Source organism: Enterobacter cancerogenus (genome assembly GCF_019047785.1).
Lineage (GTDB): Bacteria > Pseudomonadota > Gammaproteobacteria > Enterobacterales > Enterobacteriaceae > Enterobacter > Enterobacter cancerogenus.
In genome coordinates, this window is the sequence record NZ_CP077290.1 from 2,391,558 (window position 1) to 2,409,451 (window position 17,894).

A 17,894-nucleotide genomic window follows, 5' to 3' on the forward strand; every position below is an offset into this window, starting at 1 on the left:
GCACAGAATATGTCTATGGTCCAACCCAAATCTCAAAAGCTGCGCCTCTTCGCAACGCACTTAGGCCTGCTGATATTTATCGCGGCAATTATGTTCCCGCTGCTGATGGTCATCGCGATTTCCCTGCGTTCGGGCAACTTCGCAACCGGCAGCCTGATCCCGGATGAAATCTCCTGGGAGCACTGGAAGCTCGCGCTGGGCTTTAGCGTTGAGCACGCGGATGGCCGCGTCACGCCGCCGCCGTTCCCGGTGCTGCTGTGGCTGTGGAACTCCGTGAAAGTGGCGACCATCACCGCAATCGGTATTGTGACGCTGTCCACCACCTGTGCTTACGCCTTTGCCCGTATGCGTTTCCCGGGCAAAGCAACGCTGCTGAAAGGGATGCTGATTTTCCAGATGTTCCCCGCGGTGCTTTCGCTGGTGGCGTTGTATGCCCTGTTTGACCGCCTGGGCCAGTACGTGCCGTTTATCGGTCTTAATACACACGGCGGCGTGATCTTCGCCTATCTCGGCGGTATCGCCCTGCACGTGTGGACCATCAAAGGGTATTTCGAAACCATCGACGGCTCGCTGGAAGAAGCGGCGGCGCTGGATGGCGCAACCCCGTGGCAGGCGTTCCGCCTCGTGCTTCTGCCGCTGTCAGTGCCGATTCTGGCGGTGGTGTTTATTCTGTCGTTTATCGCCGCAATCACCGAAGTTCCGGTCGCTTCCCTGCTGCTGCGTGATGTTAACAGCTACACGCTGGCGGTCGGGATGCAGCAATACCTCAACCCGCAAAACTACCTGTGGGGCGACTTTGCCGCTGCGGCCGTCCTTTCCGCTATCCCGATTACCGTCGTGTTCCTGCTGGCACAGCGCTGGCTGGTTAACGGCCTGACAGCGGGCGGTGTGAAAGGTTAAGTTTCAATGTGTTATGCCACTGCAACCCTCAACTTTGACGTATTGTATTGAACCAACTTGTGACTGTTAGGCGCTCCCCGGAGCGCCCTTTTTTTATTCGCGTTTCAGCCGCTTCGAGTTGCACAGCCAGAGGGTGATCACCAGCAACAGGATCGCCGCCGAGTAGATCAGCACGTCGAGCGGGGATTTGTGATCGACGATGATCAGCCGCACTATCGCGGTGATCCCGATATAGACAAAGTAGCGCAGCGGGAAGTGAAAGCCGGACTGAAAATACTTCACAATCAGGGCGATAAATTCAAAGTAGAGAAAGTAGACCACCAGGCCTTCCACCAGCGCATACTTGCTGGTTTGCTCAGGGGCGAAGAGCACATCCGCCAGATGCACCGTCTCTTTGCCGAGAAAGACGACCAGAATCAGACCAAGGCTCAGCAGACCGAGGTTCAGCACGGTCTGGAGGATGGTTGAGATAAACTCAACGCGTGGGCGAGTCAGGGATGTCATACAGCACCTCATTCTCCAGGACGAGGTTCCTGTATAACGCAAAAATGTGACGGGGATCTATATTTTTTGTTTATGTTTTGCTCATTCGCCCGGTGGCGCTCCGCTTACCGGGCCTACAAAAACCGTAGGCCGGGCAAGCAGCATCAACGGAAGTTAATGTTCTTATCGCTGGTCATGTCATACAACTGGAACTTACGTCCAAGCTGCTGGCCCCCGTCGCGCGTCAGCGGCGTCCAGCCCACGGCGGCACGGCTGCGGGTTGGGCCTGACGAGAACAGATCCAGCGGAATCGAGACATACACGCCTTTGGTGAAATCCCCTTCCCCGTATTCGTCCGGCGAAACGTTAGTGATGGTGGCATAGCCGCCCACGACCACGCCGCTGTCGAAGTGTTTCGAGATGTCCAGCGTGCCGCCCTTGTCGCCTGCCAGATACTGGCCGACGCTGGCTTTGACCAGCACATCCTGGGCGAACGACGGCGTCCAGTAGGCGGTGAGATGGCCCGTTTTGACGCTGTAGTCGGTGAACTTCATCATGTCCTGGGCGCTGCGCCAGTCACGCTGTTTCACATAGTTGGCGTCAATGCCGAACGCCCAGTTGCTGTCGACAGGGCGGTAAAGCACCTCCGCCCCCGCGCCACCGTACATGGTTTCCAGATAGCCGCCGTACACCTGGCCGTAAAAACCGTTGCCGAAGTACTGGAAGTAGTTGGCCTGCAGATTGTTCACGTAGGCGTTGTTCTGCACATATTCACGCACGCGGGTACGCACGCGCGGCAGCTTCGAGTCGTTCGGCGGGTTGGTGTAGTTGAACTTGTCGTAGTTGTTGGCAATGTTGCCGAACAGGCTGCCGGTGGTCAGCAGGTGGTCGGTAACCCACAGATCCGCGGTTGCCATCACGCCAAGCTGGTACATGTAGAAGTTTTCCGGCCCGCCGACGGACTGGTTCAGCACCGGGTCGATGTGGAAATCAAAGCGCGATTTATCAATGTACCAGCCCTGCTCGGTCGATTCCGGCACGACCGGCTCGATGCGTTTTTGAACCAGCTCGGTTTCATGCCCCAGCGGTTCGCCCTCAAGATGACGACGCAGGCTGGCAACGTCGGTTTCCGTGGTCACCTGCGGCAGGTTAAGGCGGTTTTCCGTTACGCGGATCGTGCGGATCCCCTCGGGCAGATCGTTCATAACGATCCGGTTAGCGCGTTCGATCCCTTCGCGCGAGTCACGATACTTCACCTGCTCGCCGGTAACGTAGAGCGTATCGCCCTTAGTCTGGATCTTCGGATCGGCAAATCCGGCGTTGTACTTCAGCAGCGTCAGCTGGTTGGCGACGACGGAGTGCTGGATGATGGCGTCCTGCGGCTCCGGCTGGTACGCAGGCCGGGCATTGTCGTTATAGTGCGGACGCATATCGTTAAAGTTGGTGCGCAGTGTGAAGCCAAACATCACTGTATTGCCGCGCTCGTAGCTGAGGTTAACGTCGGCCCAGTCGGTGACGCGGTAAATGGCACCGACGTTAAACTTGCTCTTCTGCTCAATCTTCCCGGCGAAATCTTCGCTGTAGTTATTCCCTTCATACTCCAGCTTCAGGCGCAGCGGTTGCCACGGCGTTTGGTATTCGATGCCGCCAAACAGCGAGGCCGGGCCGTGGAACATCTGGTCGCCGTTGATGGAGCCGGCTTTTTTATAGCTGTTATCCCGGTAGCAATATTTGTCGCTGTAGGAGCAGAACGGGTTTTTGACGTTGCCGCTGGTACCGAGGTAGCCCCAGCCGAGGCCGAGTGAGAAATCAAACGGTCCCCAGGCTTTGCTGGCCACAACGTATTCCGCATCAAACAGGCCGGTACCGCCGATATCTTTCGCGCCGACGGAGACCTGTGGCATCCAGTAGCTCTCTTCCCACAGGCGCAGCTTCACGTCGAAGGCTTTGTCTTTATAGGTTTGATCGCCGGAGAATGCGTCGACGCTGCTGTACTGTTTCGTGCGCACGTCGGTATAGCGCAGCGTGGTTTCGAGCCACGGGAACAGCTGCACCGACGCAGAGTAGTAGCGATACTGATCGTTATCGCGGTAGTTAAGGCTGATTTCACCTTCACGCGCCATCCGCGCGGTAGGCGTTTGCAGTAAACCGACGCCGCCAAAATCGGATTGCGACGGGCCGATGGGCGCGGGCCAGGTTTCTGCATGGCAGGCGGCGCTGACGCACAGCGCCAGCATGCTGTAGAGATAGGTTTTTTTCATTAATCCGGGATCCGCTGCGTCAGGGAATGAAGGATATCGGCATTCAGCCCGTCATACGCCTTCGTCCAGAAATGGTCGGCAAAACCGACAAAAATCACGCTGCCGGGCATGGGTTCAATATGGCGCTTATTCCAGTACGCCACGGGCGCTTTTTGGGTATGCCCGTCCGGATAGACGATCCAGGCGTAGCTGTTATCCGCCCCGCTGAGCAGGCTTTGCTCGTCGAGATAGCTCGCCACGTCGCGGCCCGGCGTAAAAGGCTTTTTGCCCGGGCTGCTGATGAGCCCCATTACGGTGACGGTTGACGGCTGCGTCGGCAGCCAGAGCGTGTATTCCCCTTCCAGCGCCGGATTCCCCTTTTCCGCCACGCGCACGACATCGGGATCGAGGTTTATCGTCTGGCGTCCGGTGACCTTCAGCGCCTGAAGCTGCTGACGTACGCTGTTGATGGCGGCGGCGTCATCACCATCTTCCTGACTGGCTAACCCGGTCAGTCGGGCGAGGAGCGCGTTATGCTTTTGTTCGGCCTCAACCGACGCCTGCCGCTCGCCGATCACCGCGCCGGGCCACCAGCTATTGGCCAGCCTCGGTTGCCCGACGAGATCGAGCAGGTGTCCGGCGTTGGTTAAGGTTTTAGGCTGCGCGTTCTCCGGCGTGTATACCTTCACGGTGCCCGCAGACCAGGCCAGCGGCGCGGCAAAGCCGGCGAGCAGCACGATGGCGATAACGGTCTTTTTCATGATTTCGCCGCCTTGATCAGGGTGGTTTTCACCGGGAAGAAACCGGCGCCGAGGAACTGCAGGGACTGACGGATCTGCCCCTCTTCGTCCACCCAGTAGCGGTTGTGCCAGGTCGCCTGATCGGTTTTCACCTCTTCATCCAGCACGCGAACCTGCGTTTCGTCGCTGCCCACCTGCACGCTGTCCGTACCGTCCCAGCGGAAGGTCGAGCGGGCCGTGGCGTAGCGCACCTGCTTGTGCTCGGTCCAGCCCATCGTGCGCGTCCAGCTTGCGCCGTCGATGACCTGGTCAGGCTTGATGAGCGGATCGGCTGCGAGATTATTTACCTCCAGCAGGTTGTCACCGCCGAGCAGCGTTTTCACAATCCGGCCATGCTGCGTCACGATGGTGGCCTGATCCTGCGTCACCCATTTCTGCTGCCCGTTTTCATCGAAAGCGAGCACCACAAACAGCTGCGGGCCATCGTTTAACTGCATGTACTGGCTGGCATAGGGCATGTTCTGCAGTTCGTCATCGGTCAGATGCACGCCCGGCGTGCCAAACATGCTGTCCCACAGGGAATGTCCCAGCCCTTTAGTGGTGGCCGAGCATGCCTGCAACAGCAGGCAAATCAGGATGATTGCAGGTCGCTTCACGACTCTTCTCCGAAGGGGCGAAATAACCACACCGAAGTGTGGTTATGATTAAAACACCCGGTATTACTGGGTGCTGGTCGTCGTAGTGGTCGTGGTTCCGGTATTGGAGCCATCACCGCCACCGGTTGCCGCCAGCGCGACACCCACGGCTGAACTTACGGTGCTCGTGCTGGATGCGGTAGAACTCCCCGCAGACGCAGACGTCGCTGCCGACCCTGCCGCTTCTCCGACCTGAACCGGAGCCGCATAGACAGATGTCGCCGCAAGCGCAGATATGGCAAAAATGCCATACAGTACTTTCTTCATAACAATTTCCCTTCAATGAATGAATGGAGATTTGCCCGAAAAGAAATTCAGGCGGAATCGAGTATACACAACTAAAGCAGAGGGATTACCGCATGAGGAAATAGCAGAAGGGTTTTCAGATTATTGGTTAAAACGGATGGTTAAGAATAATTAATCTAATATAAAAATGTTTAAAAACATGAAGATATAATTAATGCAATAATAACGCACCTGCGTATATTCCTAAAATAAACCGCAGTAACTAAATGGTTTACAGCCTTTTTCAGATTAAACTCACAGCAGGAATTTGAGTTAACTAACAGACATGCGGAATTATCCGATAAAAAAGCCGGCATTACGCCGGCTTTTTTCATGACATATTAATTACGCACGCCATGCTTTATAACGGTTAATCAAACCATTCGTTGAGCTGTCGTGGCTGTCGACGTTTTTATCATCACCCAGCTCCGGCAGAATGCGGTTTGCCAGCTGTTTGCCCAGCTCTACGCCCCACTGGTCAAAGGTGAAGATGTTCAGGATCGCGCCCTGCGTGAAGATTTTGTGCTCATACAGCGCAATCAGCGCCCCCAGGCTGAACGGGGTGATTTCGCGCAGCAGGATGGAGTTGGTTGGGCGGTTGCCTTCGAACACCTTGAACGGCACAACGTGGTCCAGCGTCGCCGGATCTTTACCCTGATCGCGGTATTCCTGCTCTACCACCTCACGTGATTTGCCGAACGCCAGCGCTTCAGTCTGCGCGAAGAAGTTAGACAGCAGCTTAGGATGGTGGTCGGACAGCGGGTTGTGTGTGATAGCCGGGGCGATGAAATCGCACGGTACCATTTTGGTGCCCTGGTGAATCAGCTGGTAGAACGCGTGCTGGCCGTTGGTGCCCGGTTCGCCCCAGATGATTGGGCCAGTCTGGTAATCCACCGCGTTGCCGTTACGGTCAACGTATTTACCGTTGGATTCCATGTTGCCCTGCTGGAAATAGGCCGCAAAGCGGTGCATATACTGATCGTACGGCAGGATCGCTTCGGTTTCAGCGCCGAAGAAATTGTTGTACCAGATGCCAATCAGCGCCAGCAGCACTGGCAGGTTTTTCTCAGGTGCGGTGGTGGCGAAGTGTTGATCCATCGCGTGCGCGCCGGAGAGCAGCTCAACGAAGTTGTCGAAGCCAACGGACAGGATGATGGACAGGCCAATCGCGGACCACAGAGAGTAGCGGCCGCCAACCCAGTCCCAGAACTCAAACATATTCGCCGTGTCGATGCCGAACTCGCCCACCGCTTTACCGTTGGTAGAAAGCGCTGCGAAGTGTTTCGCCACGTGCTTGTTGTCACCTGCGGTTTTCAGGAACCAGTCGCGCGCGCTGTGGGCGTTGGTCATGGTTTCCTGGGTGGTGAAGGTTTTGGATGCCACCAGGAACAGCGTGGTTTCCGGGTTAACCGTCTTCAGCACTTCGGCAATGTGGGTACCATCTACGTTCGAGACAAAGTGCATGTTGAGGTGGTTTTTGTACGGACGCAGCGCTTCGGTCACCATGAACGGACCGAGGTCAGAACCGCCGATACCGATGTTGACCACGTCGGTGATGGCTTTCCCGGTGTAGCCTTTCCAGCTTCCGGAGATGATGGATTCGGAGAAGGTTTTCATCTTCTCCAGTACCGCGTTGACTTCTGGCATCACGTCTTTGCCATCAACGATAATCGGCGTGTTGCTGCGGTTACGCAGCGCAACGTGCAGTACGGCGCGATCTTCGGTACGGTTAATTTTCTCACCGGAGAACATGGATTTGATGGCGTCAGCCAGTTCAGTCTCTTTCGCCAGATCCTGCAGCTTAGCCAGCGTCTCTTCGGTGATGCGGTTTTTGGAGAAATCCACCAGCATCAGGTCATCGAAGGTCGCGGAGAACTTACTGAAACGATCGGCATCTTTCGCGAACAGATCCGCGATGGTGACGTCTTTCATTTCATCAAAATGTTTCTGTAATGCCTGCCAGGCAGAGGTCTGCGTTGGGTTGATGTTTTTCATTAGCAATACTCTTCTGATTTGAGAATTGTGACTGCGGTCGATTGTAGCGCCTGCAAATAAAAATTGTGATGGTTTTTATGCCATTGCCCTGGTCTGCATCAAACGCAGGTGAAAAGACCCGAAAAGTATAGCTGCTGGATGGCCCCTCTGGGGTGGGTAAATATGCCCCCCGTTGCGGCAAAACGAAGCATAAAATATGGCCCTGTTATTAGTCCTGTTACTGAGGGGTACCCCCCCATAAAAAATCCGCATAATCCCAGCATTGACAGGACCTCCCCCGCATTTTATTTATAGGGCCGTATTTTGCGCCTGCACCTGCTTTCGTTTCACTCTTGTGCCAAGGTCGCTTTATTCATTCCCTGACACGAGGTTGTTATGACGAGTTTTGTGGTCGCCAAGTTTGGCGGCACCAGTGTGGCGGATTACGACGCCATGAACCGCAGCGCCGATGTGGTGCTGGCCGATCCGAATACCCGCATGGTGGTGCTTTCTGCCTCCGCTGGCGTGACGAACCTGCTGGTTTCTCTGTCTGAAGGACTGGAAGCGACGGAACGGTTCGTGAAGCTGGATGCGCTGCGCAAAATTCAGTTCGATATTCTTGAACGTCTGCAGAATCCGAACGTCATCCGCGAAGAAGTGGAACGCCTGCTGGAAAACATCACCACGCTGGCGGAAGCCGCCTCTCTGGCGACCTCAACCGCCCTGACCGATGAACTGGTCAGCCATGGCGAACTGATGTCGACTCTGCTGTTCGTTGAGATCATGCGCGAGCGCAATATCCAGGCGCAGTGGTTTGACGTGCGTAAAGTAATGCGCACCAGCGACCGTTTTGGCCGCGCCGAGCCGGATGTGGAAGCGCTGGCCGAACTGACCAGCCAGCAGCTTGCGCCGCGTCTGGAAGAGGGTATCGTCATCACTCAGGGGTTTATCGGCAGCGAGGCCAAAGGCCGCACCACGACTCTGGGCCGTGGCGGCAGCGACTACACCGCCGCCCTGCTTGGCGAAGCCCTGCATGCCACCCGCGTGGATATCTGGACGGACGTGCCGGGTATCTACACCACCGACCCGCGCGTGGTATCTGCTGCGAAACGCATTGACGTCATTGCCTTTGAAGAGGCCGCCGAAATGGCGACCTTCGGCGCGAAGGTGCTGCACCCGGCAACCCTGCTGCCCGCGGTACGCAGCGATATTCCGGTGTTCGTGGGCTCCAGCAAAGATCCACAGGCGGGCGGAACGCTGGTCTGCAAAAAAACCGAAAACCCGCCGCTGTTCCGCGCTCTGGCCCTGCGTCGCCGCCAGACGCTGGTCACGCTGCACAGCCATAATATGCTGCACTCCCGTGGTTTCCTGGCGGAAGTGTTCGGCATCCTGGCGCGCCATAATATCTCCGTAGACCTGATCACCACTTCCGAAGTGAGCATCGCGCTGACGCTGGACACCACCGGCTCCACCTCCACCGGTGACACCCTGCTGACCCAGTCGCTGCTGATTGAGCTGTCGGAGCTGTGCCGCGTTGAAGTGGAAGAGGATCTGGCGCTGGTTGCCATCATCGGCAACAAGCTGTCCCGCGCCTGCGGCGTAGGCAAAGAGGTCTTCGGCGTGCTCGACCCGTTCAGCATCCGCATGATTTGCTACGGCGCGTCCAGCTATAACCTCTGCTTCCTGGTGCCTGCGGATCAGGCGGAGCAGGTAGTGCAAAAACTTCATCAGAATTTGTTTGAATAAAATTCGTTAGCACGTTAAACAATATCGATAAGCCGGGCTCAGACCCGGCTTTTTTATAACTAAACAACACGACAATACTGCAAGGAATTCATTATGTTATCCGCCATCACCCGGCTGTTCCCGTTATGGGCGCTGCTGCTGTCTGTACTCGCGTATTACACCCCTGGCACCTTCACTGGCATTGGCCCGTGGGTCACCACTCTGCTTATGCTGATTATGCTCGGCATGGGCGTGCACCTGAAAATTGACGATTTTAAGCGCGTGCTGTCGCGCCCCGCCCCTGTCGCCGCAGGGATTTTCCTGCACTATCTGGTGATGCCGCTCGCCGCGTGGCTGCTGGCCATGGCTTTTAAGATGCCGCCCGACCTCTCCGCTGGAATGGTGCTGGTGGGAAGCGTCGCCAGCGGTACGGCATCCAACGTGATGATCTATCTGGCAAAAGGTGACGTCGCGCTCTCGGTAACCATTTCGTCCGTTTCCACGCTGGTAGGGGTGATTGCCACGCCGCTGCTCACCCGCCTGTACGTGGACGCGCACATTCAGGTTGACGTGATGGGCATGCTGCTAAGCATTCTGCAAATTGTGGTGATCCCGATTGCGCTGGGTCTGGTGATTCACCACCTGTTCCCCCGCGTAGTGAAAGCGATCGAGCCGTATCTTCCCGCCTTTTCGATGGTCTGCATTCTGGCGATCATCAGCGCTGTGGTGGCCGGTTCCGCCTCGCACATTGCGTCCGTGGGCTTTGTTGTCATCATCGCGGTGGTGCTGCATAACACCATCGGCCTGTTAGGCGGCTACTGGGGCGGTAAGCTGTTTGGCTTTGACGAGTCGACCTGCCGCACGCTGGCGATCGAGGTAGGGATGCAGAACTCCGGCCTGGCGGCGGCGCTCGGTAAGATTTACTTCTCGCCGCTGGCGGCCCTGCCGGGCGCGCTGTTCTCCGTCTGGCATAACCTGTCCGGCTCGCTGCTGGCGGGCTACTGGTCAGGCAAGCCGATTGATGAACCCGCGAAAAAAGATGTGGTGGAACAACGTTAATTGACGTCACATGCTTTACACTGGAGCCTCCCCATCAGGAGGTTCCAGCAATGGCGACACCACGACTGACCCAGAAAGACATGACGGAAGCCGAGCAGCGCGAACTCAAAACGCTTCTTGACCGCGCCCGCATCGCGCATGGCCGCACGCTGACCAACGCCGAAACCAATCAGGTTAAAAAAGAGTACATCGACAAGCTGATGGCGCAGCGCGACGCCGAAGCGAAAAAAGCCCGCAAACTGAAAAAAGAGCAGGCGTATAAACCCGATAGAGAGGCGACATTTTCCTGGTCTGCCACAACCTCGACACGCGGAAGGCGCTAATTAGCGCCCTTTCTTTTTACGGCCCGGCTGCGCGAAGCGTTTCCCGTTCGCCGGCTTGCCTCGCCCTTTCTCTTCCGCTGGCGGAGCCTTTACCACCGGGCGTTTAATGGCCTGGGTTTTCGGTTTGGCTTTGGCCTTCGGCTTCGCTTCGGACGACGAATTTTCGATAAGCCTGAACAGCTCGATCAGCTCGTCATCCGTTAAATCACGCCACTCGCCCAGCGGAATGCCGGACAGGCTCACGTTCATGATGCGGGTGCGCTCCAGCTTCGTCACGTCATACCCAAAGTGCTCGCACATGCGGCGGATCTGACGGTTCAGACCCTGCACCAGGGTAATGCGAAACGCAAACGGTGCTTCTTTCTTAACCTTGCACTTCTTCGTTACGGTGCCCAGAATCGGCACCCCCGCGCCCATACCACGGATGAACTCGTCCGTGACCGGCTTGTTCACCGTCACGATGTACTCTTTCTCGTGATCGTTACCGGCGCGCAGAATTTTGTTCACCAGGTCGCCGTGGTTGGTGAGAAAAATCAGCCCCTGAGAGTCTTTATCCAGACGCCCAATCGGGAAGATGCGGCTGCTGTGGTTAACAAAATCCACAATATTGTCCCGCTCGCCATCTTCCGTGGTACTGACGATACCAACCGGTTTGTTCAACGCGATAAATACCAGGTCTTCTGCATCACGCGGTTCAATGAGCTGACCATTCACTTTGACCACATCGCCAGGAACAACCTGGTCGCCGATGGTGGCGCGTTTGCCGTTGAGGAACACGTTACCTTGTTCAATGTAACGGTCCGCCTCGCGACGTGAGCAGATCCCGCTCTCGCTAATGTATTTGTTTAATCGGGTTGATTGAGTTGGCAGCATAGTTTCTCCTGTGAAGGGCGAAATATACCTTAGGTTTGGGCTGGTAAAAAGATTAGCCCACGGTAACTGAGACAGGTTTTCCAAGTTTACTCAGCATCATGACCAGCGTATCAAGCGTAAACTTGCTCGTTTTAAGGTTCACAACGTCGGAGACACGTGGGCGGGAGACGTTCAGTCTTGCCGCTGCGTCAGCCTGGCGCAGCTTGTTTTCAGCGATCCACGTGGAGATTTCCAGCATAAGCTGTCGCTTGATCGCCAGCAGTTGCTCCACTTCCTTGCCAGCTTTTTCCCGTAACCGTTCAGCCTCATCCCTGTCAAACCCCAGCTCGGCAAAAATGTTGGCGTCTGCCGCCGTCACATGGCGAATTTTAGTATCAATGTTCTTTCCCATCTTTAACCCCTCCGGGCATCAAGCGCCGCATGCAAACGTACCTTTGCAATCTGTTTATCCTGGCCTGATGTCCGCTGTGTTTTCTTGTTAAAGCAATGAAGTACATACACAGCGTCGTCAAAACGGGCCAGGTAAAGAATACGAAATGCCCCTGTATTTCCCCGAAGCCGAATTTCAGCAACGCCTTTGCCAATCTCTGACATGGGCTTCCAGTCTGCGGCCTCCAGACCAGACTGCAGGCGGTGCAGTTGATAACCCGCGTCTCTTCGAATCTCTTCCGGGAAGCCGAGCAAATCGTCGTACGCACTTCCCATCCATGCGATAGGCCGCATTGCCGGCCTTTGTGAAAGCATACCACATCCTTGTATAAAATTTTATACACCCAAAAACATAAAAACGTCGCAGCGCGGATAAGTGCTTTACCCGCGATGCAACGTTACAGTTGGGAAAGGATGTCGTCACGCCTGACGAAAGCAAACTGCGAGGCGCTTTCAGAGATTAATACTCATCCCGCTCGTCATCTTCGTCCGGCTGCTCCATTACGCTGTAGGCCACCGCGCAGAACAGCGAGTTAAGACGTTTCATATCGCCCAGCAGCCCCAGGTGCAGGGAGCTGGTCTCAATGCTCTGCACGTTTTGCTGATGCAGACGCTCAACGTGGGCGTGCGAATAGCGGCGGTTGAGAATGCGGAAGCGGTGCTTGTTGCGCCGCAGCCGACGCGCGCTCGGTACGTCGCTGGAGAAGAAGACCGACAGCGCCAGCTTCAGGTTGCTGACCAGCTGCTCATGCAGCGCCTCCAGCTCCTTAAGCCCTTCAACGGAGAAGGCGCGACGCGCGGCAAGGGATTTATCCGCAATTTCACTGCCCATGCGCTCGACGATATCTGAGGCCTGCTCCAGGTTGAGGGACATTTCGATGATTTCCGCCCAGCGGCGGGACTCCTCTTCCGCCAGCTCGTCCTGCGGGATGCGCGCCAGATAGAGCTTGATGGCGGTATAGAGCACGTTGATGTCGTCCGCCAGCTTTCGCAGCTCTTTCTCCTCGCGCGGCTCGCCATGCATCACTTTTTGCAGCCCTTCGAGCATAGTTTCCATCGCATCGCCCATGCGCAGCGTTTCGCGGGCGGCGTTGGCAATAGCCAGCGCCGGGGTATCCAGCACGGAGGTATCAAGATGCTTCGGTTTCAGGCGGGCGTCCAGCTCGGGTTCATCCCGAATGAGGCGCTCGCAGAAACGGGCCATCGGCGCGGCGAAGGGGACCATCGTCAGGCAACGCACCAGGTTGTAGAAGACGTGGAAATAGATCACCAGCTCGGCTTTCGGCAGCGGCAGGTTATCCATCAGGTTCGCCAGCGGATGGACAAACGGCAGGATAATCAGGCTGCCCACCAGCTTAAACAGCAGGCTGCCGAGCGCCACGCGGCGTGCGGCGGCGTTGGCGGCGCTGTTGTTGAGCATCGCCAGCAGGCCCGAACCAAGGTTGGCACCGATCACCAGACAGAGCGCCACCGGGAAGGAAATGACCCCTGCGGCGGTAAGCGTCGCGGTCAGCAGCACGGCTGCCAGGCTCGAGTAGCTGACGATGGCGAACACCGCGCCGATGAGCGCATCCAGCATGATATCGCCGGTCAGGGAGGCAAAGATGACCTGCACCCCGTTGGCCTGGGTGATCGGCGTCACCGCCTGCACAATCAGCTCCAGTGCCAGCAGGATCAGCCCAAGGCCAATGCCCACGCGGCCAAGCTGCCCGGCACGGCTCTGCTTACGGCTCAGGAAGAAAATCACGCCGATAAATATCAGCAGCGGCGACAGCCAGGAGAGATCGAAGGTCAGCACGCGCGCCATCAGCGCGGTCCCGACATCGGCACCGAGAACAATCACCAGCGCCGGGGCGAGCGCCACCAAATCCTGCGCCACAAACGAGGTGACGAGCATGGTGGTCGCATTACTGCTTTGCACCAGCGCCGTTACGCCGATGCCCGCGCAAAAGGCGAGCGGCTTCTTCTCAACGCTGCCGCTGAGAACGGTGCGTAAACGCGCGCCAAACACGCGCATCACGCCGGTGCGGACAATATGAGTGCCCCACACCAGCAGTGCGACTGCAGAGAGCAGATGTAACAACGTCAGCACGGAAAGTGTTCCTCCTTATCGTTATCTGTTTTCCTGAGGTTTACTGCGCGCTGTCTTGCCGGATGGCGGTTACGCCTTATCCGGCCTACGCACAGGACCGGTAAGCGCAGCGCCACCGGGCAATATGGCCAGAACCTTCTTCCAGTATAAGGGTTTAAATGTAAGAAAGAGACAGGGCGCCTGATGAGCGCCCTGTTTGTTGTAAGGAAAGGTGACGTCAGTCTGCGTCGTAGCCCAAATTAGGGGCTAACCAGCGCTCCACTTCCGACACGCTCATCCCTTTGCGCAGGGCGTAGTCTTCTACCTGATCGCGCTGAAGCTGTGCCACCGCAAAGTATTTGCTGTCCGGATGGCTAAAGTACCAGCCGGAGACAGACGCGCCCGGCCACATGGCGAAGGACTCGGTGAGCTTCATCCCGGTATGCGCCACCACGTCCAGCAGTTTCCAGATCGTCCCCTTCTCGGTGTGCTCCGGGCAGGCAGGATAGCCTGGTGCCGGACGAATGCCCTGATAGTTTTCGCGGATCAGCTCTTCGTTGCTCAGGTTTTCATTCGCCGCGTAGCCCCAGTGCACCTTGCGCACGCGCTCGTGCAGATATTCGGCGAAGGCTTCCGCCAGACGGTCGGCAATCGCTTTGATCATGATTTTATTGTAATCATCATGCTGCGCGTCGAACGCCTCTGCCAGCGCGTCCTCTTCCAGCCCACCGGTCACGGCAAACGCGCCGATATAGTCGGCTTTACCGCTTAACTTCGGTGCGACGAAATCCGCCAGGCAGTAGTTGGCAAAGCCCACTTTCTCCGTTTGCTGGCGCAGGTGATGGCTCACCGCCAGCACGTGGGTGCGGGTTTCATCGCGATAAATTTCGATATCGTCCCCCACGCGGTTCGCCGGGAACAGGCCCACCACGCCGCGCGGGTTGAGCGTTTTCTCCGCGCTCAGCCTGTCGAGCATGTCGTTGGCATCGTTAAACAGACGTTTTGCCTCTTCGCCCACCACCTCATCTTCCAAAATGCGCGGGTATTTGCCTGCCAGCGACCAGGTCATAAAGAACGGCGTCCAGTCGATGTAGTTGCGCAGCGTTTCAATGCTGGCAGTGACGTCCTGCACGCCCAGACGATGCGCTACCGGCGGCGTATAGGCTGACCAGTCGAATGCCAGATCGTTTTCACGCGCCGCCTGAAGCGAGACCGGTGGCGTGCGCGGTTTCTTGCGCCCGTGCTGGATGCGCACGGTTTCGTACTCTTTTCGGGTACGCGCCACGAACTCATCGCGCTGGGTGTCGGACAGTAGCGCGGACACCACGCCCACGGTGCGCGAGGCGTTCTGCACGTACACCGTCGGCCCGCTGTAGTTCTGTTCGATTTTCACCGCCGTGTGCGCTTTTGAGGTGGTCGCCCCGCCGATCAGCAACGGAATAGTAAAGCCCTGACGCTCCATCTCTTTGGCAACAAAGACCATCTCGTCCAGCGACGGGGTAATCAGCCCGGAGAGGCCAATCAGGTCGGCGTTCACTTCCCGCGCGGTTTTGAGGATTTTATCCGCCGGGACCATCACGCCAAGGTCGATAATCTCGTAGTTGTTACACTGCAAAACCACGCCGACGATATTCTTGCCGATGTCGTGCACGTCGCCCTTGACGGTGGCGATCACCATCTTGCCGTTGCTGGAGCCTTTCTCTTTGCTGGCTTCGATGTACGGCTCAAGGTAGGCCACCGCCTGTTTCATCACGCGTGCGGACTTCACCACCTGCGGCAGGAACATTTTGCCTTCGCCAAACAGGTCGCCGACCACGTTCATGCCGTCCATCAGCGGGCCTTCAATCACTTCTATCGGGCGCGTTGCCTGCTGGCGGGCCTCTTCGGTGTCGAATTCAATAAATTCGGTGATGCCTTTAACCAGCGAATACTCCAGACGCTTTTTCACGTCCCAGGCGCGCCACTCGGCCTGCTGAACGTTTACCGCCTCATCGGATTTACTGCCGCGGTATTTCTCAGCCAGATCCAGCATGCGTTCGGTAGCGTCGTCGCGACGGTTAAGGATCACATCCTCCACCGCGTCGCGCAGTTCGGCGGGCAGGTCGTCATAAATGGCCAGTTGCCCGGCGTTGACGATGCCCATGTCCATCCCGTTACGGATGGCGTAGTAAAGGAACACGGCGTGGATCGCCTCGCGTACCGGGTCGTTACCGCGAAACGAGAACGAGACGTTGGAGACGCCGCCTGAGATCAGCGCGTGCGGCAGCTCGCGTTTGATGTCTTCGCACGCGCCGATAAAGTCCTGCGCGTAGTTATTATGTTCTTCAATGCCGGTTGCCACGGCGAAGATGTTCGGGTCGAAGATGATGTCTTCCGGCGGGAAGCCCACCTCTTCGGTCAAAATTTTGTACGCGCGGCGGCAGATCTCAATTTTGCGCTCGCGGGTATCGGCCTGGCCGACTTCGTCAAAGGCCATCACCACCACGGCGGCGCCGTAGCGACGTACCTGCTTCGCATGATGGATAAAACTCTCGACGCCCTCTTTCATCGAAATCGAGTTAACGATGCCTTTGCCCTGAATACACTTCAGCCCTTTTTCGATGACGTCCCATTTGGAGGAGTCGATCATGATCGGCACGCGGGCGATGTCCGGCTCACCGGCGATCAGGTTCAGGAAACGCACCATCGCCGCTTCGGCGTCGAGCATCCCCTCATCCATGTTGATATCGATAATCTGCGCGCCGCTCTCCACCTGCTGACGCGCCACGTCCAGCGCTTCGCTGTATTTCTCTTCTTTAATCAGCCGTTTGAACTTTGCAGAACCGGTCACGTTAGTACGCTCGCCCACGTTCACAAACAGGCTTTCATCGCCAATGGTTAACGGCTCAAGACCGGAGAGACGGCAGGCAACCGGAAGCTCAGGCAGCTTACGCGGCGGTAGCCCTGCCACCGCGTTACTCATGGCGGCGATGTGCGCCGGCGTGGTGCCGCAGCAGCCGCCAACGATGTTCAGGAAGCCAGACTCGGCCCACTCGCGGATTTGCGCCGCCATGGTGTCCGCATCCAGATCGTATTCGCCAAAGGCGTTTGGCAGCCCGGCGTTCGGGTGCGCGGTGACGTAGCACTCCGCGATGCGGGACAACTCCTGCACATACTGGCGCAGTTCGTCTGGCCCCAGCGCGCAGTTCAGGCCGAAGGTGAGCGCGTCGGCATGGCGCAAAGAGTTGTAAAACGCCTCCGTCGTCTGGCCGGAGAGCGTGCGCCCGGAGGCGTCGGTGATGGTGCCGGAAATCATGATCGGCAGGTCCACGCCCAGCGCCTCGAACTCCGCTTTCACCGCGTAGATGGCGGCCTTGGCGTTAAGGGTGTCGAATACCGTTTCAATCAGGATCAGGTCGGACCCGCCTTCCACCAGCGCTTTGGTCGATTCCCGGTAGGCGACCACCAGCTGGTCAAAAGTGATATTACGAAACGCCGGATCGTTCACGTCCGGTGAGATCGACGCGGTGCGGTTCGTCGGGCCAAGCACACCGGCAACGTAGCGCGGTTTGTCCGGCGTGCGGGCGGTCCATTCATCGGCGCAGGCGCGCGCCAGCTTTGCCGCCTCGAAGTTGATCTCCGCCGACAGGGATTCCATCTGGTAATCCGCCATGGCGATGGTTGTCGAGTTAAAGGTGTTGGTTTCAACGATATCGGCACCCGCCTCAAAGTAGGCGTTGTGGATATCGGCAATCACCTGCGGTTTGCTTAACACCAGCAGGTCATTGTTGCCTTTGAGATCGCATGGCCAGTCGGCAAAGCGTTCGCCGCGGAAATCGTCTTCACTGAGGCGATAGCCCTGGATCATGGTGCCCATGCCGCCGTCCAGCACCAGAATTCGTTCATTTAACTGCGCACGCAGTTGCTCTACTTTGCTGCTCACACTTGCTCCCGACAACGCTCAACATGGCCAAAAGGCTGCGGTCCATACTGGCATATTCTCGCAGGGCGGAAAAGTCACTCAGCGGTAACATGAGACATGTTCACCATCACTCCTCCGATCAGTCAGGATACGGTTGCAAATTCACCAAATAAAACGAAAATGATTTCCACGATAC

At 57.2% G+C, this 17,894-nt stretch carries 15 protein-coding genes; 4 read left to right on the plus strand and 11 right to left on the minus strand.

Annotated features, from left to right (window positions below; translation table 11 throughout):
* Nucleotides 1-9 precede the first annotated feature (9 nt).
* Nucleotides 10-900 carry a maltose ABC transporter permease MalG gene (gene malG, locus I6L58_RS11275; protein WP_006177494.1) on the plus strand — a complete coding sequence of 297 codons (891 nt, stop codon included), beginning with the start codon at nucleotides 10-12 and terminating at the stop codon, nucleotides 898-900.
* A gap of 93 nt (nucleotides 901-993) precedes the next feature.
* Here malG and psiE read toward each other — a convergent pair whose 3' ends face one another.
* From psiE to pgi, 6 genes are all read right to left on the minus strand, one after another.
* Entirely contained in the window at nucleotides 994-1,404 is a 411-nt protein-coding gene (psiE, locus tag I6L58_RS11280; RefSeq protein ID WP_000202963.1) for a phosphate-starvation-inducible protein PsiE, read from the minus strand.
* A 143-nt stretch (nucleotides 1,405-1,547) separates the two neighbouring features.
* Nucleotides 1,548-3,644 carry a YjbH domain-containing protein gene (locus I6L58_RS11285; RefSeq protein WP_006177496.1) on the minus strand — a complete coding sequence of 699 codons (2,097 nt, stop codon included), beginning with the start codon at nucleotides 3,642-3,644 and terminating at the stop codon, nucleotides 1,548-1,550.
* Nucleotides 3,644-4,387 carry a capsule biosynthesis GfcC family protein gene (locus I6L58_RS11290; RefSeq protein WP_390881730.1) on the minus strand — a complete coding sequence of 248 codons (744 nt, stop codon included), beginning with the start codon at nucleotides 4,385-4,387 and terminating at the stop codon, nucleotides 3,644-3,646. The genes I6L58_RS11285 and I6L58_RS11290 overlap by 1 nt, the downstream gene beginning before the upstream one ends.
* Entirely contained in the window at nucleotides 4,381-5,019 is a 639-nt protein-coding gene (locus I6L58_RS11295) for a YjbF family lipoprotein (protein ID WP_088209290.1), read from the minus strand. The genes I6L58_RS11290 and I6L58_RS11295 overlap by 7 nt, the downstream gene beginning before the upstream one ends.
* A gap of 63 nt (nucleotides 5,020-5,082) precedes the next feature.
* The gene (yjbE, locus tag I6L58_RS11300; protein ID WP_006177501.1) at nucleotides 5,083-5,325 is read right to left on the minus strand and encodes an exopolysaccharide production protein YjbE; all 243 of its coding nucleotides are present in this window, start codon (nucleotides 5,323-5,325) and stop codon (nucleotides 5,083-5,085) included.
* A gap of 363 nt (nucleotides 5,326-5,688) precedes the next feature.
* Nucleotides 5,689-7,338, minus strand: coding sequence for a glucose-6-phosphate isomerase (pgi, locus tag I6L58_RS11305; protein ID WP_088209289.1), 1,650 nt, complete (start codon nucleotides 7,336-7,338; stop codon nucleotides 5,689-5,691).
* 375 nt (nucleotides 7,339-7,713) lie between these two features.
* Between pgi and lysC the strand changes: the two genes are divergently transcribed.
* The 3 genes from lysC to I6L58_RS11320 all read left to right on the plus strand — a co-directional run bounded on the left by lysC (nucleotide 7,714) and on the right by I6L58_RS11320 (nucleotide 10,424).
* Complete coding sequence (gene lysC, locus I6L58_RS11310; protein WP_006177503.1) at nucleotides 7,714-9,063, plus strand: lysine-sensitive aspartokinase 3; 1,350 nt, start codon at nucleotides 7,714-7,716, stop codon at nucleotides 9,061-9,063.
* A 93-nt stretch (nucleotides 9,064-9,156) separates the two neighbouring features.
* Nucleotides 9,157-10,101 (plus strand): ketopantoate/pantoate/pantothenate transporter PanS, encoded by a 945-nt coding sequence (gene panS, locus I6L58_RS11315; protein WP_058610082.1) that lies wholly within the window; start codon nucleotides 9,157-9,159, stop codon nucleotides 10,099-10,101.
* Nucleotides 10,102-10,151: 50 nt separating this feature from the next.
* Nucleotides 10,152-10,424 (plus strand): DUF3811 domain-containing protein, encoded by a 273-nt coding sequence (locus I6L58_RS11320; protein WP_088209288.1) that lies wholly within the window; start codon nucleotides 10,152-10,154, stop codon nucleotides 10,422-10,424.
* Here I6L58_RS11320 and rluF read toward each other — a convergent pair whose 3' ends face one another.
* The 5 genes from rluF to metH all read right to left on the minus strand — a co-directional run bounded on the left by rluF (nucleotide 10,425) and on the right by metH (nucleotide 17,719).
* Nucleotides 10,425-11,297 carry a 23S rRNA pseudouridine(2604) synthase RluF gene (gene rluF, locus I6L58_RS11325; RefSeq protein WP_006177527.1) on the minus strand — a complete coding sequence of 291 codons (873 nt, stop codon included), beginning with the start codon at nucleotides 11,295-11,297 and terminating at the stop codon, nucleotides 10,425-10,427.
* A gap of 52 nt (nucleotides 11,298-11,349) precedes the next feature.
* Nucleotides 11,350-11,688, minus strand: a complete 339-nt coding sequence (locus I6L58_RS11330) for a helix-turn-helix domain-containing protein (RefSeq protein WP_088209287.1) — start codon at nucleotides 11,686-11,688, stop codon at nucleotides 11,350-11,352.
* A gap of 2 nt (nucleotides 11,689-11,690) precedes the next feature.
* Nucleotides 11,691-12,041, minus strand: a complete 351-nt coding sequence (locus tag I6L58_RS11335) for a type II toxin-antitoxin system RelE/ParE family toxin (RefSeq protein ID WP_088209286.1) — start codon at nucleotides 12,039-12,041, stop codon at nucleotides 11,691-11,693.
* A gap of 145 nt (nucleotides 12,042-12,186) precedes the next feature.
* Nucleotides 12,187-13,818: a Na/Pi cotransporter family protein gene (locus I6L58_RS11340; RefSeq protein ID WP_088209285.1), complete on the minus strand. Its 1,632-nt coding sequence runs from the start codon at nucleotides 13,816-13,818 to the stop codon at nucleotides 12,187-12,189.
* A gap of 217 nt (nucleotides 13,819-14,035) precedes the next feature.
* On the minus strand, nucleotides 14,036-17,719 hold the full coding sequence (gene metH / locus I6L58_RS11345) for a methionine synthase (RefSeq protein WP_088209284.1): 3,684 nt from the start codon (nucleotides 17,717-17,719) through the stop codon (nucleotides 14,036-14,038).
* Nucleotides 17,720-17,894 lie beyond the last annotated feature (175 nt).